Here is a 20,490-nt window from a genome sequence, read left to right on the forward strand (position 1 = left end):
GGGATCTGTCGCTTTCGCGGCTGGGACGCGCTGACCGCTACTTGCGCGCGGACGCTGCCCGACGCTTGTTGAACACGTCGAACGCGACGGCGGCGAGCAGCACCAGGCCCTTGATGAGCGACTGGAACTCGGTGCCGACACCGAGGATCGACATGCCGTTGTTCAGCAGACCGATGATGAGACCACCGATGATGGCGCCCGGCACCGTGCCGATGCCACCCGTGACGGCCGCGCCACCGATGAACACCGCGGCGATGGCGTCGAGCTCGAAGCCGTTGCCCGCGCCCGGGGCCGCCAGGTTGAGCTGACCGGTGAACACGACGCCGGCCAGGGCCGCGATGACGCCCATGTTGACGAACAGCAGGAAGGTGACCCGCTTCGTCTTCACGCCGGAGAGCTGTGCTGCCAGGGCGTTGCCGCCGATGGCGTACACGTGGCGACCGAAGACCGCGCTGCGCATGACCACCGAGTAGACGACCACGAGCAGGCCGAGGATGACGAGCACGATCGGCGTGCCGCTGTAGCTGGCGAGCAGCAGGGCGACGTAGATCACGAGCAGGGCACCGAAGGCCAGCTTGACGATGAACCAGACGAACGGCTCGCTCTCGAGCTGGTACTTGCGACGCGTCGCACGACCCCGCAGCGAGACGACGACCATGACCGCTGCGGCGGCGAAGCCGAGGATCATCGTCAGCGGCTCGTAGCCCGAGCTGCCGAAGGTCGGCAGGAAGCCGGAGCCGAGGGCACGGAAGCCCGTCGGGAACGGCGAGATCTGCTGGTTCTGCAGGACGATCTGCGCGGCACCGCGGAAGGCGAGCATGCCCGCCAGGGTCACGATGAAGGCCGGGATCCCGAAGTAGGCGATCCAGAAGCCCTGCCACGCGCCGACCAGGCCGCCGAGCACCAGGCACAGCACCACGGCGATCGGCCACGGGATGCCCCACTGGGTGATCATCACGCCGGCCATGGCACCGGTGAAGGCGACGATCGACCCGACGGACAGGTCGATGTGCCCGGCGATGATGACCATCACCATGCCGATCGCCAGGATCAGGATGTAGCTGTTCTGGACGATCAGGTTCGAGACGTTGATCGGGGCCAGGGTGATGCCGTTCGTCGTCACCTGGAAGAAGACGACGATGACGATCAGTGCGATGAACAGCCCGATCTGGCGGAGCTGCCCGGTGAGGTAGCTAGCTGCGGACTTGAGCGCGTTCATTGACTGGGGTCTCCCGTTCCTGGGTCATGTACTGCATGAGGACTTCGGGCGTCGCCTCGGAGCGCGGGACGTCGGCCGTGATGGTGCCCTCGGAGAGCGTGTAGATGCGGTCGCAGATGCCGAGGAGTTCCGGCAGCTCCGAGGAGATGACGATGATGCCCTTCCCCTGGTCCGCGAGCTGGTTGATGATCGTGTAGATCTCGTACTTCGCACCGACGTCGATGCCGCGGGTCGGCTCGTCGAGGATGAGCACGTCGGGGTCGGCGTACATCCACTTCGACAGGACGACCTTCTGCTGGTTGCCGCCGGAGAGCTTGCCCGTGACCGCGTTGACGGTCGGGGCCTTGATGTTCATGTCCTTGAGGAACCGGCGCGCGACGGTGGTCTCCTCGGAGCCGTTCACGAAGCCCCAGCTGGCGAGCTTGCCGAGTGCCGACCCGGAGATGTTCCGCTTGATGTCGTCGAGCAGGTTCAGGCCGTAGCGCTTGCGGTCCTCGGTGGCGTAGGCGATGCCGTTGTCGATCGCCTGCGTCACCGTGTGCGTCTTGATCGGGGTGCCGCGCTTGTACACGGTGCCGGAGATGCCGGTGCCGTACGAGTGGCCGAACACGCTCATCGCGAGCTCGGTCCGTCCGGCGCCCATCAGCCCGGCGATGCCGACGATCTCGCCCTCGCGGACGGTGAGGTTGGCCTGGTGGATGATCTCGCGGGAGCCGTCGAGCGGGTGGTGCACGGTCCAGTCCTCGATGCGCAGCAGCTCTGTGCCGATCTTCGGCTCGTGCTCCGGGTACCGGTTCGACAGGTCGCGACCGACCATCCCGCGGATGATGCGGTCCTCGGAGACCTCGTCGGCGTGCATGTCGAGCGTCTCGATGGTCTTGCCGTCACGGATGATCGTGACCTTGTCGGAGATCGCCTTGATCTCGTTGAGCTTGTGGCTGATGATGATCGCCGTCATGCCCTCGGCCTGCAGCGAGCGGATCAGCTCGAGCAGGTGCTCGGAGTCGTCGTCGTTCAGCGCGGCGGTGGGCTCGTCGAGGATGAGGAGCTTCACCTCCTTCGAGAGCGCCTTCGCGATCTCGACGAGCTGCTGCTTGCCGACACCGATGTCGACGATCTTCGTGACCGGGTTGTCCTTGAGGCCCACACGCTTGAGCAGCGCGGCGGCCTCGAGGTTGGTCTTGTTCCAGTCGATGAGCCCGCCGCTGGAGCGCTCGTTGCCGAGGAAGATGTTCTCGGCGATCGACAGGAACGGGCTCAGTGCGAGCTCCTGGTGGATGATGACGACGCCCGCGGCCTCGGAGTCGTTGATCGACCCGAACTTCACCGGCTTGCCGTCGAGCAGGATCTCGCCGTCGAACGAGCCGTGCGGGTAGACGCCCGACAGCACCTTCATCAGGGTGGACTTGCCCGCGCCGTTCTCGCCGCAGATCGCGTGGACCTGCCCGCGTTCGACCTCGATCGAGACCCCCTGCAGGGCCTTGACCCCGGGGAACGTCTTGGTGATGTCCCGCATCTCGAGGATGGTGTCCGCCATGTGGACGCCTTTCCGTCGTGCGCGCTGGGCGCGCTGGTGGAGACGGACGGGAGGCGCGGTGCGGGCTGGCACCGCGCCTCCTGTCCGACAGATGGCAAGGACCTACTTGAGGTCGGCTTCCGTGTAGTAGCCGCTGTCGACGAGGACTTCCTTGTAGTTGTCCTTCGTGACGACGGTCGGCTGGAACAGGTAGGTCGGGACGACCTTGACCTTGTTGTCGTAGCTCTTCGTGTCGTTGACCTCGGGCTTCTTGCCGGTGAGCAGGTCCTCGGCCATGGTGACCGACTGCTTGGCGAGCTTGCGCGTGTCCTTGTAGATGGTCGAGTACTGCTGACCGGCGATGATCGACTTCACCGAGGCGGCCTCGGCGTCCTGACCGGTGACGATCGGGAGCGGACGGTCACTCGAACCGTAGCCCGCGCCCTGCAGGGCCGAGATGATGCCGATCGACATGCCGTCGTACGGGGAGAGCACGCCGTTCAGCGTCTCGCCGCCCGAGTAGGACTTGGCGATGAGGTTCTGCATGCGGGCCTTGGCAGTCGCCGGGTCCCACTGCTGCGTCGCGGCCTGCGAGAGCTGGTCCTGGCCGGACTGGATCTTCAGCGTGCCGTCCTCGAGGTACGGCTTGAGGGTCTTCATCGCGCCGTTGAAGAAGAAGCTCGCGTTGTTGTCGTCGAGCGACCCGGCGAAGACCTCGATGTTGAAGGGGCCCTTCTTGCCGGTCGGCTTGCCGTCGGCGTCCACGACGCCCAGGCCCGTGAGCAGGCTGGTCGCCTGGTCGACGCCGACCTTCTCGTTGTCGAACGACACGTAGTAGTCGACGTTCTTGTTGCCCGTGAGCAGGCGGTCGTAGGAGATCACCTTGATGCCGGCCTTGGCGGCGGCGTCGAGCTGGTCGGAGAGCGCGCCACCGTCGATCGACGCGATGATCAGGACCTTGGCGCCCTTGGTGATCATGTTGCTGACCTGCTGGGCCTGCTGCTGGACCTTGTTGTCGCCGTACTCGAGGTCGACCTTGTAGCCGGCCTTCTCGAGGTCGCTCTTGACGGCGTCGCCGTCCTTGATCCAGCGCTCGGAGACCTTGGTCGGCATGGCGACGCCCACCAGGGCGCCCTTGTTGTCGGTGGAGCTGCCGGCGCCGTCGGAGGACGCGCGGCCGCCGGCGGAGCAACCGGCGAGTGCGATGGCGATGCCGAGGGCTGCGACGCCCGCGACGATCCTGCGCTTCATCATCGAAGTACCTCTGTTCCCCCCACGTCGACGTCGACGTGGATCGTGTGACCTCGGCTGCTGTGCCGTGAGTCGGAGATGTGATCGCTCGGAAGTGAGCGCTCACATCTTGTGGGTTGTGTGACGCCGTGTCAACTCAGGACATGAGCATCTTCTCGTCTGGCGCTTCGCGGACCGAGCGGTACGGTGTGCACGTGACCACCGCATCGACGACGAACGGCAAGGGGCGCAAGGCCCCGACGATCTTCGACGTCGCCGAGCGTGCAGGGGTGTCGCACCAGACCGTCTCCCGCGTGATCAACGGGGACCCGACCGTCCGTGACCACTTCCGGGCCCGCGTCACGACGGCCGTGACCGAGCTCGGGTACCGTCCCCGGGCCGCGGCCCGGGCGCTCGCCGGCGGCCGGAGCAAGGCCCTCGGACTGGTGACAGCGGGGGACGCGCTCTACGGACCGTCCAGCACCGCGATCGGGTTCGAACGCGCCGCGCGGCACGCCGGCTACCACGTGCTGCTGTCGACCCTGCCCGACGACCCGCGCCCCGCCGACCTGTCGAGTGCGCTCACCACCCTGCTGGCCCAGGACGTCGCCGCCGTGGTGCTCGTCGCCGCCGACAACCGCGTGCTCGACTCGCTCGCATCGCTCACCGTGCCGGTCGCCGTGCCTGTGGTCGTGTCGAACGCGGTGCAGCGGGACGCCCGACGGGCCGAGCGGCTCCCCACCGTGGCCGCGGTCGCGATCGACCAGGCCGCCGGTACCCGGATGGCGATGCAGCACCTGTTCGACCGAGGGCACCGGCGCGTCGTGCACATCGCGGGGCCGACCGTCTCGCAAGAGGCCGAGGTCCGCCGTGCGACCTACCGCTCGACGATGGAGTCAGCGGGACTCGAACCCGTCGTGCTCGACGGGGACTGGACGCCGGCGAGCGGGTTCGCCGCCGCCCGGACGCTCGACACCACCGCGGTCGACGCCGTGTTCTGCGGGAACGACCAGATGGCGCTGGGGGTCCTGCACGCCTTCGCCGACGACGGACTGCGGGTGCCGGACGACATCGCGGTGCTCGGCTTCGACGACATCCCCGAGGCGGCGCACTTCACGCCGCCGCTGACCACCGTGCGGCAGGACTTCCAGGCGATGGGGGAGCGGGTGTTGGCGACGGCGCGGTCCCTGGTCGAGGGGGAGCCCCTCGACGAGATCCTGTTGCAGCCCGAGCTCGTGGTGCGCCGGAGCGCGTAGGGCGCGGGGTGGCCCCGGGGTCAGGCGAGCGGTAGCCAGACGCGCATCGGCGTCGCGCCGCGGTTCGCCCAGGCGTAGTACGGGATCGCGACCGCCGACACGGGCTGGAGGAGCGGCTCGGCTCCGCCATCGACCGTCACGTCGAGGCGCCGGTACGGCCAGGCCGGCTGCGCGTGCGTCGCGGGGGCGTGCGCCGGGATCCGCAGGGTGACGACGCCGTCGAGCAGCCCGTCCTGCGGCTCCTCGGTGATCGGTGCGGTCGCGTCCACGGTCAGGTCGTCGACCGTGAAGCCGTCCTGGTCGGGCTGCTCGACCGCGTAGACGAGCGGCCCGCGCTCGATCGCGACCTGACCCCGCGCAGCGTCGATCCGGGCGTCGGCCACGAAGCGGTGCGGGGTGGTGTCGAACACGACCTCGACCGTGTCACCGGCGTGCCAGTCGCGCTCGATGGTGTGCACGGTGCCGGCGGCGGGGTGCTCGGAGCTGCCGTCGACGGTCACGGTCGTGGTGTCCGACCACGCGGGGACCCGGAGGCCGAGCGCGAGGGGGCCGTCCTGCGTCACCGTGACCCGCACCGCGCCGTCGTGCGGGTACCCGGTCTCGACGCGCACCGGGCCGAGGTCAGCCGTCGCGTACTGGTGCACCTGCAGGCCGCCGTCGGTGGCGGTGGCCAGGTAGCCGTCCAGGCTGGCGAAGGTCCGCATGATGTTCGGCGGGCAGCACGCGCAGTCGAACCAGCCGCGGCGTCCGTGCGCGGGGGAGCGGTTCTCGTCGGCGTGGGCGTGGTCGCGCTGCTGCAGCGGGTTGACGTAGAAGTACTCGGTGCCCGCCAGGCTGACACCGGGCAGGAACGCGTTGTACAGCAGGCGCTCGATCGCGTCGGCGTACTCGGGCCCGCCGGTCGCCAGCAGCAGGCGCCACGCCCACTGCACGCCGCCGATCGCGGCGCAGGTCTCGGCGTAGCCGCGGTCCGTCGGCAGCTCGTACGGATCGCCGAAGGCCTCGAAGTCCCAGCGCGCACCGAGGCCGCCCGTGATGAAGGCCTTCGTCGCCATCATGTCCGCGAACTGCCGCTCGCTCGCGGCCAGCAGTTCGCCGTCGCCCGTCTCGATCGCGACGTCGACTGCGCCGGCGGCCAGGTAGACGGCCCGGACGGCGTGGCCCTCGACGGTGGTCGCCGTGCGCGCGGGCACCCGGTCCGAGAAGTACGTCGGTTCGCCGCCGGCGCGCTCGATGATCCCGTCTCCCCGGGCGTCGACGAACCAGTGGGCGAGGTCGAGGTAGGCGCGGGTACCGGTCTCGCGGTAGAGCTCGACCAGGCCCATCTCGACGACGGGGTGGCCGTCGACGTCGCGGACCTGGTCGGGGCCGTCGCCGAACGTCCGGACCAGGTGGTCGGCGTTCCGGACGGCCACGTCGAGCAGCGCGGAGTCGCCCGTCGCGCGGGACTGGGCCACGGCCGCCTGCATCAGGTGCCCTGCGCAGTACATCTCGTGGCTCCACTTGAGGTCCGTGTAGCGCGCTCCGTCGAACCGGACCTGCTGGACGGAGTCGACGTAGCCGTCCTCCGCCTGGGCCGACGCGACGAGGGCCGTCACCTCGCGCTGGAGGTCGCGCAGGTCGTCGGCGGGCTCGCGGCCGAGCTCCCACGCGACGGCCTCGAGCCACTTGTACACGTCGGAGTCCATGAAGATCGGGCCGACCGCCTCACCCTGCTCGACACCCGCCGCGATCCGCAGGTTCCGGAAGTTGCCGGCGGCGTCGAGCTGCCGGTAGCCGTCACGGATCGCGTCGCGACCGTTGCGTTCCTGCCGCAGGTGCCAGAACCCGCCGGTGATGCGCGCGACGCCGGTCGGGAGCGGCCGCACCGTCAGGTGCGCACCAGCGGTCGGCAGGACCGGGGTCGCGGTGCATGCACGGCTGTCGGTCGCGAGCGTGGTCGTCATGTCGTCTCCAGGTGACGGGCGGCACGGCCACGAGCGGGCCGCGGTGCCCTCGGTCCGCAGCCATCGGTCGACGGGTACGGAAAACGCTTTCTGATCCGGGACGCTACGACACCTGGAGTCCGCGCACAAGAGTCCCGAAGTCGATCGCGCCGTATGCTCGGGAACGTCCCCCGCGCCCGTCCCCGACCCGGAAAGGAGTTGCCGCGATGCTCGAACGTCCCGGCAGGCTGAGCGGCGCCCCCGTGCGCATCACGGACGTGGCAGCGCTCGCCGGGGTCTCGATCGGCACCGCGTCGAAGGCCCTCAACGACACCGGACAGCTGCGCGAGGAGACGCGGGCCCGGGTGCGCGCCGCTGCGGCGAAGCTCGGTTTCGTCGGGGATGCACGAGCACGGGCCCTGTCGTCCGGCCGGACGTACACCGTCGGCATGGTCACCACGGACTCGTTCGGTCGCTTCTCACTGCCGGTGCTGCTCGGCGCCGAGGACGTCCTCTCTGCGGGACAGATGGCCGTGCTGCTGTGCGACACCCGCGACGACCACGTCCGCGAGGCGCACTACCTCCGCTCGCTGGTGGCCCGCGGCGTCGACGGGGTCATCGTGACCGGACGATCCGCGGACGCACGGCCGCCCATCGACGTCGACATCCCCGTGGTCTACGCATTCACCCCCTCGACCGACGACGCCGACGTGTCGATCACGCTCGACGACGCGCTCGGGGCGCAGCTCGTGGCAGCGCACCTGCGCACCATCGGTCGGCGCCGGGTCGCGGTCGTGACGGGGCCCGCGCGGCACCGGTCGGCGACGTCACGCGCGGCTGGGGCGTCCGAGGTGCTCGGGTCGGCGCTCGTGGGTCCGGCGCTCTTCGGGGAGTGGTCGGAGCGCTGGGGCCGGCAGGCGGTCGACGTCCTGGTCCGCGGCGACGACACGATCGACGCCGTGGTGTGCGGCTCGGACCAGATCGCGCGCGGCGTGTGCGACCGGCTGCGGGAGCTCGGCCGGTCGGTGCCGGACGACGTCGCGGTGACGGGGTTCGACGACTGGGACGTGATGGCGCTGGCGAGCCGGCCGCCGCTGACGACCGTCGACCTGCGTCTCGAGGAGCTCGGTCGGGTCGCGGGGCGGGCGCTGCTCGACCTGATCGAGGGCTCCGCTGCCCAGTCCGCCGTCGTCGCCCCGTCCCTCGTGCTGCGCGAGAGCACCCTCGGCGCCTGACCCGCGGCGGGACAGCACTGCTCCGAGCCCCTCGAGGTTCCAGAATTCTGGCACCGCAAGCGTGCGCACCGACCGTTCGTGGAACCGGGGCGGACGTGATCGGCGAGTTGCGTCACCTCGGCGTCCGAGAGCGGGACAGCACCCCGATCGACGTGGTGGCAACCGGACGAGAGGCGCGCCGCGTTGCGAGAGTGAGCGCTCACGTGCCAGGATGTGAGCGCTCATCCGACGGGTGGCGCAGACGACGGAGTCTCGGGAGGACACCATGGGCGAGGACCGCCGACAGCAGGTCGCGGACGGCCGGACGACCCTCGGGATCGAACTCGGATCGACGCGCATCAAGGCCGTCCTGATCGACGAGCAGCACCGCCCGATCGCCAGCGGCGACCACGAGTGGGAGAACGCCTTCGTCGACGGCCGGTGGACCTACTCGCTCGAGGCCGTCGAGACCGGGCTGCAGGCTGCGTACGCCGCCCTGGTCGCCGACGTCGAGGCGCAGTACGGCGTCCGCCCCACCACGTTCCGCGCCGCCGGTGTGTCCGCGATGATGCACGGCTACCTGGCGTTCGACGCCGACGACGCACTGCTCGTGCCCTTCCGCACGTGGCGGAACACCTCGACCGGTCCCGCGGCGGCCGCCCTGAGCGAGGCGCTCGGCTTCAACGTGCCGCTCCGCTGGTCGGTCGCGCACCTGTACCAGGCCGTCCTCGACGAGGAGCCCCACGTCGCCGAGGTCGCCCGGGTCACCACACTGGCCGGGTACGTGCACCACCGCCTGACCGGCCGCGACGTCCTCGGGGTCGGCGACGCGAGCGGGATGTTCCCCATCAGCACAGACCCCATCAGCACCGACCCCATCGGCACCGACCCGATCGACGCAGCCACCCGCGACTACGACGCCGCGATGCTCACGACGGCTGACGAGCTCATCGGCACGGCACGACTCGGCACGGACCTCCGCGCCCTGTTCCCCGAGGTCCTGGTCGCCGGGCAGGACGCCGGCGCGCTCACCCCGGAGGGCGCCGCGTGGCTCGACCCGACCGGCACGCTCGAGCCCGGCCTGCCGCTCTGCCCGCCGGAGGGTGACGCGGGCACGGGCATGGTCGCCACGAACGCCGTCGCGCCCCGGACCGGCAACGTCAGCGTCGGCACGAGCATCTTCGCGATGGTCGTCCTCGAACGCCCGCTGGCCCAGGCGCACGAGGAGCTCGACGTCGTCACCACCCCCGCCGGCGACGCCGTGGCGATGGTGCACTGCAACAACGGCGCGAGCGAGATCGCCGCCTGGGCGCGGGTGTTCGGACGCTTCTCCGACGCCGCGGCCGAGCGGACCGGTGGCACGCGCATCGACATCGACGACGTCTACGCGACGCTGCTCGCCGAGGCCGCCGACGCCGACCCCGACGCGGGTGGCCTGCTGTCCTACAACTACCTGGCCGGCGAGCCGGTCACCGGCGTCGCCGACGGCCGCCCGGTGCTCGTGCGCAGCCCCGACGGCCGCTTCACGCTCGGCAACCTGGTCCGGGCCGAGGTGCAGGGGGCGTTCGCGACCCTGGCGATCGGCATGGACGTGCTGCACGACGAGGACGTGGCCGTCGACCGGATGACCGCGCACGGTGGCCTCTTCCGGACGCCCGGCGCTCCGCAGCAGCTGCTGGCGGCGGCGCTCGACGTGCCCGTCGCCCTCGAGGAGACCGCGGGTGAGGGCGGCGCGTGGGGCATCGCGGTCCTCGCGGCGTACCTGGCCCACGCCGACACCACCGACCTGGCGACGTTCCTCGGCGAGCAGGTCTTCGACGGTGACGGCGTGCACGTGGCCGAGCCGGCCGAGCGCGACGTGGCCGGCTTCCGCGCGTACCTCGAGCGCTTCCGCGCCGGCCTGCCGCTGCAGGCCGCGGCAGTGGCAGCAACGACCACACGACCAACCGAGACGACGGCCGGAGCCGAGCCGAGCCTCCAGACCGACACGGCCGGAACGGCCGACACGGCCCAGACGGCCGACACCACCGAGAAGGAGCCGACCCGATGACGGAAGCAACGACCCAGGAGGCCGTGGCCGCCACCCGCGCACGCGTCGCGCGCCTGCACGGCGAGCTGGTGCGGTACGGCCTGGTCATCTGGACCGGCGGCAACGTCTCCGAGCGCGTCCCCGGGCACGACCTGTTCGTCATCAAGCCGAGCGGGGTGTCCAGCGACGACCTGACGCCGGAGAACCAGGTGGTGTGCACGCTGGACGGCGTCCCGGCCGACGGCTGGGGCAACGCCCACGGGCCGAGCTCCGACACCGCCGCGCACGCCTACGTGTACCGGAACATGCCCGAGGTCGGCGGCGTCGTGCACACCCACTCGACCTACGCGACCGCGTGGGCGGCCCGCGCCGAGGCGATCCCGTGCGTCATCACGGCGATGGCGGACGAGTTCGGCGGACCGATCCCCGTCGGCCCGTTCGCGATCATCGGCGACGACTCGATCGGCCACGGCATCGTCGACACCCTCAGCGGCCACCGCAGCCGCGCCGTCCTCATGCAGAACCACGGCGTGTTCACGATCGGCAAGGACGCGAAGGACGCCGTGAAGGCCGCGGTCATGTGCGAGGACGTCGCCCGGACCGTGCACATCGCCAAGCAGGGCGGCGACGTCGTCCCGATCGCGGCAGCAGACATCGATCGACTCTTCGATCGCTACCAGAACGTCTACGGACAGAACCCCGAAGGAGCCATGCGATGACGCAGGTCAACCCCCGAGCCACCCTCGAGAGCTACGAGGTCTGGTTCCTCACGGGCAGCCAGGGCCTGTACGGCGAGGAGACCCTGCGCCAGGTCGAGGCGCAGAGCCGCGCCGTGCACGCCGAGCTGGCGCCGCACGTGCCGGTGAAGCTCGTGTGGAAGCCGGTCCTCAAGGACGCCGACGGCATCCGCCGCGCCCTGATCGAGGCCAGCGCCGACGACAAGGTCATCGGCGTCACCGCCTGGATGCACACGTTCAGCCCCGCGAAGATGTGGATCGGCGGGCTCAACGCGCTGACGAAGCCGCTGCTGCACCTGCACACGCAGGCGAACGTCGCGCTGCCGTGGTCGGAGATCGACTTCGACTTCATGAACCTGAACCAGGCCGCGCACGGCGACCGTGAGTTCGGCTACGCCCTGGCGCGCATGGGCGTCCGGCACGCGACCGCGATCGGCCACGTGTCCGACGAGCGCGTGCAGCAGCGGGTGTCCGACTGGTCCCGCGCCGCGGCCGGTGCCGCCGCGATCCGCACGCTCAAGCTGACGCGCTTCGGCGACAACATGCGCTACGTCGCCGTCACCGAGGGCGACAAGACCGAGGCGGAGATCGAGCTCGGCGTGCAGGTCAACACCTGGGCCGTGAACGAGCTGGCCGCAGCGGTGTCCGCGGCCGAGTCGGACACAGCTGCGATCGACGAGTTGGTCGCGGTCTACGAGCGCGACTACGACGTCGACCCGTCTCTGCGCCGCGACGGCGGTGACCGCCACCAGTCGCTCCGTGACGGCGCCGCGATCGAGCTCGGCCTGCGCGCCCTGCTGTCGCAGAACGACAGCGCCGCCTTCACCACGAACTTCGAGGACCTCGGGACGCTCAAGCAGCTCCCCGGCCTGGCCGTCCAGCGGCTGATGGCCGACGGCTACGGCTTCGGCGCCGAAGGTGACTGGAAGACCGCGGTCCTGGTCCGCGCGATGAACGTCGCCGGTGCCGGGCTGCCCGGTGGCGCGTCGCTCATGGAGGACTACACGTACGACCTCACCCCGGGTGCGGAGAAGATCCTCGGTGCCCACATGCTCGAGGTCTCGCCGACGCTGTCCTCCGCCACCCCGACCCTCGAGATCCACCCGCTCGGCATCGGCGGGAAGGACGACCCGGTGCGCCTGGTCTTCACCGCCGACTCCGGCGAGGCCGTCGTGGTCGCGCTCTCCGACACCCGCGACGGCTTCCGCCTCACCGCGAACGTCGTCGACGTGGTCCCGCCGACCGAGGCGCTGCCGAAGCTCCCCGTCGGCCGCGCCGTCTGGGAGCCCCGACCGTCGTTCCCCGTCGCCGCAGAGGCCTGGCTCACCGCCGGCGCCGCCCACCACACCGTCATGACGACGGCCGTGGGCCTGCAGGTCGTCGAGGACCTGGCGACGATGCTCGGCACCGAGCTCCTGGTCATCGACGAGCACACGACCTCGCGCGGCTTCCGCGACGAGGTCCGTGGGCAGCAGACCTGGCACCGGCTCGACCGCGGGTTCTAGGCTCGTGACCGTGACGACGACGGAGCGCACCCGGACGAACTGGGCCGGCAACGTGACCTACGGGGCGTCGGCGCTCGCGCGCCCGACCTCGGTCGTATCGCTCCGGTCGCTCGTCGCGGCCACCCCGCGCCTGACGGCGCTCGGGTCCACGCACTCGTTCAACACCATCGCGGACACCGACGCCGTGCAGGTCACGCTGGCCGACCTGCCGCCCGTGCTCGACATCGACACGGAGCGGCAGGTGGTCCGCGTGGCCGCCGGCATGACGCACGCTGCCGTCGCCGCCGGCCTGGAGGCGCGGGGCTGGGCCCTCGCGAACCTCGCGTCCCTGCCCCACATCTCCACTGCCGGGGCGGTCGCCACCGGCACGCACGGTTCCGGCGTGCGCAACCCCTCGCTCGCCCAGGCCGTCGTCGGGCTCGACGTGGTCCGGGCGGACGGTTCGCTCGACCGGGTGGACGGCGGTTCCGGCGCCGGTCAGCTCGACGCGCACCGGGTCGCCCTCGGTGCGCTCGGCGTCGTCACCGCGGTCGAGCTCGCGATCGAGCCGTCGTTCCAGGTCGCCACGACCGTGCACCTGGACCTGCCGTGGGACGCCGTGCTCGCGCACTTCGACGCCGTGATGGCCGACGCGTACTCGGTGTCGATGTTCACCGCGTTCGACGACCGTGGCGCACGGCAGGTCTGGACGAAGCACCGCGTCGACGAGCCCGCACCGCGCGTCGACCTCGTCGCACTCGGTGCCCGCATCGCCGACGGGCCGGTGCACCCGGGGGAGAACGACACCGCCGGGGTCACCGAGCAGGGCGGCGTGCCGGGGCCGTGGTCCGAGCGACTGCCGCACTTCCGGTCGTCGTTCACCCCGTCGACCGGGGCCGAGATCCAGGCGGAGTACCTCATCCCAGCCGCGTCGGCCGTCGACGCGCTGCAGTCACTCCGTCCGCTGCACGACCTGTTCGCGCCGATCCTCATCGCCGCCGAGCTCCGGACCGTCGCGGCCGACACCGCCTGGCTGGCGCCCTCGTCCGAGCGGCAGTCCGTCGGCTTCCACTTCACGTTCCGACGGGACGTGGACGCCGTCGCCGCTGCGGTCGTCCGGATCGAGGAGGCGCTGGCCCCGTTCGACCCCCGGCCGCACTGGGGGAAGGTGTCGGCGGCGTCGCCCGAACGGTTGCACGCGGCGTACCCGCACCTGGCGGCGTTCGCCGACCTCGCGCGGGACCTGGACCCGGCGGGGCGCTTCCGCAACCCGTTCCTGGAGCGCGTGCTGGCCTGACAGGGGCGACCCGGGCCTCCTGTCCGGCGTCGTGCGAGGAGCGGGCTCCGGTGGTGACGCAGCCCCGGTACCAGCCTACCGGCATTGATGTTCTACTCCGGCTCACAGGGGATCCGCACCGGACCCGCGGGTGCTGCACCGGCGTGATGCTGAGTGCTCACATGTGGGAACGCAAAGGTCGGTCCATGGCGAACCTCTCTCGATTCATCGGCATGGCCTCGAAGGTCATCTCCAAGCAGATGCAGCAGCGCGGGCAGGGGAGCGCCGCTGCGAGCACCGGGCAGCAGCCGCAGGGTGGGACGGACTGGCGGGGCATGGTCCGGACTGCGGCGGACAAGCTGACCGGCGACGACCGGAACCCCCAGCAGCGGCCCGTGCAGCAGCGCCCGCAGTCGCAGCAGTTCGGCGCTCCGCAGCAGCGCGGGCCGGTCGATGCCGACAAGGTCGCGTTGGCGAAGTACGACTACCTGCTCCGGACCGCGTCGCCGGAACAGCTCGAGCAGGTCCACCACGACGCCTTCGCCCGGCTCACCCCCGAGCAGCGCCAGCAGGTGCTCCAGCGGATGAACACCGAGCTCCCGCCGCACGAGCGTCCCACCGACGACTCCGCTCAGGGCATGGCCCGGGCGATGACCCGCGGCGAGGTCGCGCGGCCCGGACTGATCCGCCGGGTGCTCGGCGGCGGTGGCACGAACGGCGCGGGACGCAGCCGCATGGGTGCGATGGCCGGCGGCGCCGCCGTGGGTGCCGGTGCGATGGCGATCGGTGGCATCGCGGTGGCCGTCGCCGGCGGCGCGATCGTGAGCGCGGCCGCTGGTCCGGTGCTGGCAGGCGCGATGGACATGGGCGTCGACTTCGAGGGGATCGCCTCGGGCATCGGCGACCTCGGCCTCGCAGACCTGGGCGAGGACCTCGGCGGGGACCTCGGCGCCGGGGTCGACGGGCTCAGCGAGCAGGCGTCGGGCCTCGGCGACCACGTCTCCGGGCTCGGGGAGCAGGCGTCCGGACTGGGAGAGCAGGCCTCGAACCTCGGCAACGACCTCCTCGGCGGGCTGTTCGACCGCTGACCCTGCCACGGGACGCGCCCGATCGGGAATGGGCGCAGGGACGCACGACTTGCATTGTTTCGTCGTGCGTCCTCCTCTGCGTGCCGCCCGCCGCGCGCGGTGCCAGGATGGACGCCGCCGTGGCGTGACACCGCCGCGCGCACCGCAGCAACCACCCCCACGAGGAGCACCACCGTCATGAGACGCCCGAAGCGCCTGACCATCACCGCGGCCGTGGCCGCAGCCGCAGCCCTGGTCCTCACCGGCTGCTCGGGCGGCGGCGCCTCGGACGACGCGTCGGCCGGCACCAGCAAGGGCGGCACGCTCGACATCCTCACGCCGCAGACCGCGCTGCACTTCGACCCGGCGACCAGCCAGAGCCTCGGCATCACGTCGATGGGCCTGGTCGCGCGCCGCCTGACGACGTGGAGCGTCGAGCCCGGCAAGACCGCGAAGGTCGTCCCGGACCTGGCCACGACCACGGGTGACTCCAGCGACGGCGGCAAGACCTGGACCTACCACCTCAAGTCGGGGCTCAAGTTCCAGGACGGCTCGGCGATCACGACCAAGGACATCAAGTGGGGCATCGAGCGCTCGTTCGCGCCGACGCTGACCGGTGGTCTGAGCTACCACAAGTCGCTGCTGGTCGGCGGCGACACCTACCAGGGGCCGTTCGAGGGCGGGACCCTCGACAGCATCGAGACCCCGGACGACTCGACGATCGTCTTCAAGCTCAACGCGCCCTACGGTGACTGGCCGTGGCTCGCATCGATGCCCGCGTTCACCCCGGTCCCCGAGGGCCAGGGCACCGACACCGGCGCGTACGACGCCAAGCCGGTCGCCAGCGGCCCGTACCAGATCGAGTCGAACACGCAGGGCTCGCAGGTCACGCTCGTCCGGAACAAGGAGTGGAGCGCGAAGACCGACTCGGTGCGCACCGCCGGTCCGTCGAAGATCGTGTTCAAGGAGGGCCAGGACGCCTCCACGATCACCCAGAGCCTGATCGCCGACAACGGCGACGCGAAGAACTCGTTCGGCGCGATCTACCTCGGTGCCGCCGAGCTCAACCAGGTCCGCTCGAACCCGGCCGCCCAGGACCGTCTCGCCACGAGCAAGGCCGGCCCGATCACGTACATGGCGATCAACACCCAACGCGGGCAGCTCAAGGACCTCAAGGTGCGTCAGGCGCTGCAGTACGCGGTCGACCGCAAGTCCTTCCGCATCGCGGCCGGTGGCGCGCTCGCCGGGTCGTACGCCTCGACGCTGATCACCCCGGGCATCGCTGGTCGTCAAGACTACGACCTGTACAAGACCGGCGCCTCGGGTGACGTCACCAAGGCGAAGGAACTCCTCAAGGAGGCCGGCGCGTCCGACCTCGAGCTGACCCTCGTCACGCAGAACGACCCGACCTACCTCGCGCAGGCGCAGGCACTGCAGTCCGGCCTGAAGCGCGCGGGCATCACCGTCACGCTCAAGCCGCTCGACTACGACTCGTTCACGCAGGCCACGACGAACGGCACGGACTTCGACCTGTCGCTCTCGAGCTGGCAGCCCGACTTCCCGAGCGCGAACGCCAACCTGCAGCCGCTGTACGCGTCGTCGCAGATCGGTGGCGGCGGGTACAACGTCTCGAAGTACAGCAACCCGGACGTGGACGCGCTCATCGCGCAGGCGACCAGCACGGTCGACCAGCAGGACGCGCAGAAGCTGTGGGCCGAGGCCGACGAGAAGATCATGGCGGACGCCCCGGTCGTCCCGCTGATCTACGCCAAGCAGTCCTTCCTGGCGGGCTCGAACGTCCAGAACTTCCGCATCGCGGACTTCCCGGCGTACCCGAACTACCTCACGGTGTCGCTCGCCAAGTGACCGATCCGATCCTGCAGGTCGAGGGGCTCCGCGTCGCGTTCAGCGGCGCGGAGCCCGTCGTCCGTGACGTCTCCTTCGCCCTGACACCCGGCCGCGTGCTCGCCCTGGTCGGGGAGTCCGGCTCGGGCAAGTCCGTCAGCGCCATGAGCGTGCTCGGGTTGCTGCCCCCGCAGGCCCGGGTCTCGGGCAGCATCCGGTTCCGTGGCCAGGAGCTCGTGGGTGCGACCACCGAGCAGCTCCGCGCGGTCCGCGGCGCCGGCATCGGGGTCGTGTTCCAGGAACCGATGAACTCGTTCACGCCGGTGCTGTCGATCGGGACGCAGATCGCCGAGGCGGTCCGGGCGCACCCGCGCGGGCTCGACCGGGCCGGGGTGTCCGCGCGCATCGACGAGCTCCTGCGCGCTGCGGGCCTGTCCGACCCGGCACGGATCCGCCGCGCCTACCCGCACGAGCTCTCCGGTGGCCAGCTCCAGCGCGCCATGATCGCCATGGCACTGGCCGGTGACCCGGTCGCGCTCATCGCCGACGAGCCGACGACCGCGCTCGACGTCACCGTGCAGGCGGGCACCCTCGACCTGCTGCGGGGCCTCTGCCGCGAGCGGGACCTCGCCGTGCTGCTCATCACCCACGACATGGGCGTGGTCGCGGACGTCGCCGACGAGGTCCTGGTCATGCGCCGGGGCGAGCCCGTCGAACACGGCGCGGTTGACGCGCTGTTCCGCGCGCCGCGGGCCGACTACACGCGCGCCCTGCTGGCGGCCGTCCCCGTCCTGGAGGCTGGACCCGCGTCCGCCACGCAGCTCGCCTCCGACGACGCGACCGGCGGGGCGGACGCCAGCCGCGCCTCTCCCCACCGGCACGGCCGGCCCGCCGCTGGCGCGTCGGTCCGGGACCGGCGGCGTGGGCCCAGTCCGGTGGTGGCGCGCGTCCGCGACGTGAGCGTCCGGTACGAGCGGCGCGGGGCGCCGACCGTCTCGGGCATCGACTTCGAGCTGCGTGCCGGTGAGACCCTCGGCCTGGTCGGGGAGTCCGGTTCCGGCAAGTCCACCATCGGCCGCGCGCTCGCCGGCCTGGTGCCGGTCGTCGCCGGGTCGGTCGAGGTCGACGGCAGTGACCTGCGCACCGCCCGCGGCCGGCGACTCCGGCAGGTGCGGAGTCGTGTCGGGATCGTGTTCCAGGACCCCGCGTCGTCGTTGAACCCGCGGCAGACCATCGGGTGGAGCATCGCGGAACCGCTGCTGGTGCACGGCTCCGACGCGGCCGAGCGTGCTCGTCGCGTCCGCGACCTGCTCGAGGCCGTCCAGCTCGACCCGACGTGGGCGGAGCGGTTCCCGCACGAGCTGTCCGGCGGGCAGCGGCAGCGGGTCGCGGTGGCCCGTGCCCTGGCGCTCCGACCCGCGCTCGTGATCGCCGACGAGCCGACCTCGGCGCTCGACGTCACCGTGCAGGCCGCCGTGCTCGAGCTGCTGTCCGCGCTGCAGGACGAGTTCGGGTTCGGCATGCTGCTCATCAGCCACGACCTGGCCGTCGTGCGCCAGCTCGCCGACGAGGTCGTCGTGCTGCGTGACGGCCGCGTCGTCGAACGCGGTGCGACCGCCGTCGTGCTCGACGACCCGCAGGAGGACTACACCCGCATGCTGCTCGCCGCCGCTCCCGTTGCCGACCCGGCTCGTCAGACCGCGCGCCGCGAGGCCTGGCGCCGTCTGACGGAGGTCGCCTCGTGACCGCGAACGTCGTCGACCGTCCGGTCGCCGCGTCGGGCTCGCGCTCGACCGGGTTCCGCGCGGTGGTCCGCCGGGTCCGCGGTGACCGCTGGGCGGTGGCCTCGGCCCTCGTCATCGTCGTGTTCGTGCTCGTCGCGGTGCTCTCCCCGGTGATCGCCGCGATCAGCGGGCAGGACCCGTACAGCTACCACATCGACGCGCTCAACTCGTTCGGCGCACCGAGCGGTTCGCTGGGTGGGGTGAACGGGATGCACTGGTTCGGCGTCGAACCACTGACCGGGCGGGACCTGTTCGCCATCGTGACGTACGGCGCGCGGACCTCGCTCGGGATCGGGCTCGCGGCTACGGGCATGTCCATCGTCATCGGGGTGCTCGTCGGCGTCACGACCGGGTTCTTCGGCGGCTGGTACGACCGCGTGCTGAGCCGGGTCGTCGACGTGATGTTCGGGTTCCCGTCGCTGGTGTTCATGATCGCGCTGACGGCCGTCGTGCCGACCTCGTTCCCGAAGCCGCTGCTGGTGGTGCTGGTCATCGGGTTCTTCGGGTGGCCGGCCGTCGCCCGCGTCGTCCGCGGTCAGACCCTCTCGCTGCGGACCCGGAACTACGTCGTCGCGTCGATCGCGCTCGGAGCCGGTCGCTGGCACGTCATCCGTACGCAGCTGCTGCCGAACCTGGCGGCGACGATCACCGTCTACGCGACGATCTCGATCCCGTCGATGATCGGGGCCGAGGCGGCGCTGTCGTTCCTGGCCGTCGGCGTCACCCCGCCGACACCGTCGTGGGGGCGCAGCATCGGCGACGCGATCGGGTGGGTGCAGACCGACCCGATGTACCTGGTCTTCCCGGGTGCCGCGCTGTTCCTGATCACCCTGGCGTTCAACGTGCTGGGCGACGCCCTGCGTGACGCCCTCGACCCGCGAGGAGGCACCCGATGAGCGCCCTGCGGTTCCTGCTCTTCCGCGTGCTCGGTGCCGTGGTCGTCCTGCTCGTGGTCGCCGCGGTGACGTACGCGCTGTTCATGCTGCTGCCGACGAACCCCGCGCGCGCGATCTGCGACAAGCCCTGCACGCCCGACCGGCTGGCGCAGGTGCAGGCGTTCCTGGGCACGGACAAGCCGTGGATCGCGCAGTTCGGGGCCTACCTCGGTGGGATCTTCACCGGGCGGACCTTTGGCAGCGGTGTCAGTGCCATCCACTGCGCCGCCCCGTGCTTCGGGTACTCGTTCCAGCTGCACGACAGCGTGACGTCGCTCATCCTGACGCGCCTGCCCGTCACGGCGTCGATCGCCGTGGGGGCAGCGGTGCTGTGGCTCGTCGCCGGTGTGGCCGGGGGAGCGGCCTCGGCGCTGCGCCGGGGATCGGTGCTCGACCGCACGGTGATGGGCATCGCGGTCGCGGGGGTGTCCTCGCCGGCGTACCTGATCGGGCTGCTGTCCATCTTGCTGTTCGGCTTCGTGCTCGGCATCCTGCCCACGAGCGGGTACGTCCCGTTCGGCGAGGACCCCGTCGGCTGGCTGACCCACCTGGTGCTGCCGTGGTGCGTGCTCGCGTTCATCAGTGCCGCGATCTACGCGCGCCTGACCCGCGGCGAGATGCTCGAGGCGATGTCGCAGGACTTCGTCCGGACGGCCCGCGCGAAGGGCATCCGCGAGCGCCAGGTCGTCGTGCGGCACGGGCTGCGGACGGCGATCCTGCCCGTGGTGACGCTGTTCGGGCTCGACCTCGGGTCGTTGCTCGGCGGGGCCGTCATCACCGAGAAGGTGTTCTCGATGCAGGGGCTCGGCGCGCTGCTCATCGACGCGGTGCACACGCTCGACCTGCAGGTCGTAGTGGGCTTCACGCTGTTCTCGGCGTTCCTCGTGGTCACCGCGAACGTGATCGTCGACGTGGTCTACGCCGTCGTCGACCCTCGGGTGCGGCGCCGGGCGTAGGCGCTGCGCGCTGGCTC

The 20,490-nt window shown here is 71.1% G+C and carries 15 protein-coding genes; 11 read left to right on the forward strand and 4 right to left on the reverse strand.

Annotated elements, in window-relative coordinates:
* Positions 1–37: 37 nt before the first annotated feature.
* The 3 genes from mmsB to chvE form a co-directional block, all read right to left on the reverse strand.
* Positions 38–1,219 (reverse strand): multiple monosaccharide ABC transporter permease, encoded by a 1,182-nt coding sequence (gene mmsB, locus BIU90_RS10285; protein ID WP_071300128.1) that lies wholly within the window; start codon positions 1,217–1,219, stop codon positions 38–40.
* Positions 1,194–2,756, reverse strand: a complete 1,563-nt coding sequence (mmsA, locus tag BIU90_RS10290; RefSeq protein WP_071300129.1) for a multiple monosaccharide ABC transporter ATP-binding protein — start codon at positions 2,754–2,756, stop codon at positions 1,194–1,196. Before mmsA ends, mmsB begins: the two co-directional genes overlap by 26 nt.
* Positions 2,757–2,858: 102 nt before the next feature.
* Entirely contained in the window at positions 2,859–3,989 is a 1,131-nt protein-coding gene (gene chvE / locus BIU90_RS10295) for a multiple monosaccharide ABC transporter substrate-binding protein (protein WP_071300130.1), read from the reverse strand.
* Positions 3,990–4,180: 191 nt separating this feature from the next.
* Here chvE and BIU90_RS10300 point away from each other — a divergent pair, with 191 nt between their 5' ends.
* Positions 4,181–5,221 (forward strand): substrate-binding domain-containing protein, encoded by a 1,041-nt coding sequence (locus BIU90_RS10300; protein ID WP_071300351.1) that lies wholly within the window; start codon positions 4,181–4,183, stop codon positions 5,219–5,221.
* Positions 5,222–5,241: 20 nt separating this feature from the next.
* Here BIU90_RS10300 and BIU90_RS10305 read toward each other — a convergent pair whose 3' ends face one another.
* Positions 5,242–7,167, reverse strand: a complete 1,926-nt coding sequence (locus tag BIU90_RS10305; RefSeq protein ID WP_071300131.1) for a glycoside hydrolase family 127 protein — start codon at positions 7,165–7,167, stop codon at positions 5,242–5,244.
* 206 nt (positions 7,168–7,373) lie between these two features.
* Between BIU90_RS10305 and BIU90_RS10310 the strand changes: the two genes are divergently transcribed.
* From BIU90_RS10310 to BIU90_RS10355, 10 genes are all read left to right on the forward strand, one after another.
* Complete coding sequence (locus BIU90_RS10310) at positions 7,374–8,381, forward strand: LacI family DNA-binding transcriptional regulator (RefSeq protein WP_071300132.1); 1,008 nt, start codon at positions 7,374–7,376, stop codon at positions 8,379–8,381.
* A 265-nt stretch (positions 8,382–8,646) separates the two neighbouring features.
* Positions 8,647–10,410 carry a xylulokinase gene (locus tag BIU90_RS10315; RefSeq protein ID WP_083403913.1) on the forward strand — a complete coding sequence of 588 codons (1,764 nt, stop codon included), beginning with the start codon at positions 8,647–8,649 and terminating at the stop codon, positions 10,408–10,410.
* A complete protein-coding gene (locus BIU90_RS10320; protein WP_071300133.1) occupies positions 10,407–11,108 on the forward strand; it encodes an L-ribulose-5-phosphate 4-epimerase in 702 nt (233 codons plus the stop codon). The genes BIU90_RS10315 and BIU90_RS10320 overlap by 4 nt, the downstream gene beginning before the upstream one ends.
* Complete coding sequence (gene araA / locus BIU90_RS10325) at positions 11,105–12,631, forward strand: L-arabinose isomerase (RefSeq protein ID WP_071300134.1); 1,527 nt, start codon at positions 11,105–11,107, stop codon at positions 12,629–12,631. The genes BIU90_RS10320 and araA overlap by 4 nt, the downstream gene beginning before the upstream one ends.
* Before the next feature lie 10 nt (positions 12,632–12,641).
* Positions 12,642–13,907, forward strand: coding sequence for a D-arabinono-1,4-lactone oxidase (locus tag BIU90_RS10330; RefSeq protein WP_071300352.1), 1,266 nt, complete (start codon positions 12,642–12,644; stop codon positions 13,905–13,907).
* A 185-nt stretch (positions 13,908–14,092) separates the two neighbouring features.
* Positions 14,093–14,974 (forward strand): hypothetical protein, encoded by an 882-nt coding sequence (locus BIU90_RS10335; RefSeq protein ID WP_071300135.1) that lies wholly within the window; start codon positions 14,093–14,095, stop codon positions 14,972–14,974.
* A 177-nt stretch (positions 14,975–15,151) separates the two neighbouring features.
* Positions 15,152–16,819, forward strand: coding sequence for an ABC transporter substrate-binding protein (locus BIU90_RS10340; protein ID WP_071300136.1), 1,668 nt, complete (start codon positions 15,152–15,154; stop codon positions 16,817–16,819).
* Positions 16,816–18,543, forward strand: coding sequence for an ABC transporter ATP-binding protein (locus BIU90_RS10345; RefSeq protein WP_071300137.1), 1,728 nt, complete (start codon positions 16,816–16,818; stop codon positions 18,541–18,543). Before BIU90_RS10340 ends, BIU90_RS10345 begins: the two co-directional genes overlap by 4 nt.
* Positions 18,540–19,478 (forward strand): ABC transporter permease, encoded by a 939-nt coding sequence (locus tag BIU90_RS10350; RefSeq protein WP_071300138.1) that lies wholly within the window; start codon positions 18,540–18,542, stop codon positions 19,476–19,478. Before BIU90_RS10345 ends, BIU90_RS10350 begins: the two co-directional genes overlap by 4 nt.
* Positions 19,475–20,473, forward strand: a complete 999-nt coding sequence (locus BIU90_RS10355; protein WP_071300139.1) for an ABC transporter permease — start codon at positions 19,475–19,477, stop codon at positions 20,471–20,473. The genes BIU90_RS10350 and BIU90_RS10355 overlap by 4 nt, the downstream gene beginning before the upstream one ends.
* The last annotated feature ends 17 nt before the right edge of the window (positions 20,474–20,490 follow it).

This window comes from Curtobacterium sp. MCBA15_001, from assembly GCF_001864835.1.
Taxonomy (GTDB): Bacteria; Actinomycetota; Actinomycetes; order Actinomycetales; family Microbacteriaceae; genus Curtobacterium.

What these genes read in the sequence shown, in the direction of transcription:
- BIU90_RS10335 (WP_071300135.1), top strand. Translation starts at nt 14,093, where the DNA reads ATGGCGAACCTCTCTCGATTCATCGGCATGGCCTCGAAGGTCATCTCC.
- mmsA (WP_071300129.1), bottom strand. Translation starts at nt 2,756, where the DNA reads ATGGCGGACACCATCCTCGAGATGCGGGACATCACCAAGACGTTCCCC.
- BIU90_RS10315 (WP_083403913.1), top strand. Translation starts at nt 8,647, where the DNA reads ATGGGCGAGGACCGCCGACAGCAGGTCGCGGACGGCCGGACGACCCTC.
- chvE (WP_071300130.1), bottom strand. Translation starts at nt 3,989, where the DNA reads ATGATGAAGCGCAGGATCGTCGCGGGCGTCGCAGCCCTCGGCATCGCC.
- mmsB (WP_071300128.1), bottom strand. Translation starts at nt 1,219, where the DNA reads ATGAACGCGCTCAAGTCCGCAGCTAGCTACCTCACCGGGCAGCTCCGC.
- BIU90_RS10355 (WP_071300139.1), top strand. Translation starts at nt 19,475, where the DNA reads ATGAGCGCCCTGCGGTTCCTGCTCTTCCGCGTGCTCGGTGCCGTGGTC.
- araA (WP_071300134.1), top strand. Translation starts at nt 11,105, where the DNA reads ATGACGCAGGTCAACCCCCGAGCCACCCTCGAGAGCTACGAGGTCTGG.
- BIU90_RS10340 (WP_071300136.1), top strand. Translation starts at nt 15,152, where the DNA reads ATGAGACGCCCGAAGCGCCTGACCATCACCGCGGCCGTGGCCGCAGCC.
- BIU90_RS10305 (WP_071300131.1), bottom strand. Translation starts at nt 7,167, where the DNA reads ATGACGACCACGCTCGCGACCGACAGCCGTGCATGCACCGCGACCCCG.
- BIU90_RS10310 (WP_071300132.1), top strand. Translation starts at nt 7,374, where the DNA reads ATGCTCGAACGTCCCGGCAGGCTGAGCGGCGCCCCCGTGCGCATCACG.
- BIU90_RS10320 (WP_071300133.1), top strand. Translation starts at nt 10,407, where the DNA reads ATGACGGAAGCAACGACCCAGGAGGCCGTGGCCGCCACCCGCGCACGC.